Raw genomic sequence first — 263 nt, forward strand, 5'->3', positions numbered from 1 at the left:
TCGCGACTCGTTCGCGAACGTCGGCGAACGTACCCGTGGTGCCGCCTGCTACAAGAAGTGGAACGTTGATGGCCGCCAGGCATGAACGCAGAGTGTCGTCGTCGGGCTGGCCGGTCTTGATGAAGTCACCGCCGAGTTCCTCCCCGATACGGCAGGCGTGAACGTGCGCCTGTGACCCCACCCGTGTCACGAACTCCGGCACGGGATAGATCATGACGAGGACCGGCAGCCCGAGTCGATGCGCTTCTTCGCGCAGCTGTGAG

General features: G+C 63.9%; 1 protein-coding gene. It reads right to left on the reverse strand.

Features of this window, described 5'->3' with window-relative positions:
• On the reverse strand, nt 1–263 hold a 263-nt coding region (locus ACSNOK_RS34740; protein ID WP_436784697.1), incomplete at both ends, for a hypothetical protein.

Source organism: Streptomyces sp. URMC 126, assembly GCF_051386555.1.
Classification (GTDB): Bacteria; Actinomycetota; Actinomycetes; order Streptomycetales; family Streptomycetaceae; genus Streptomyces.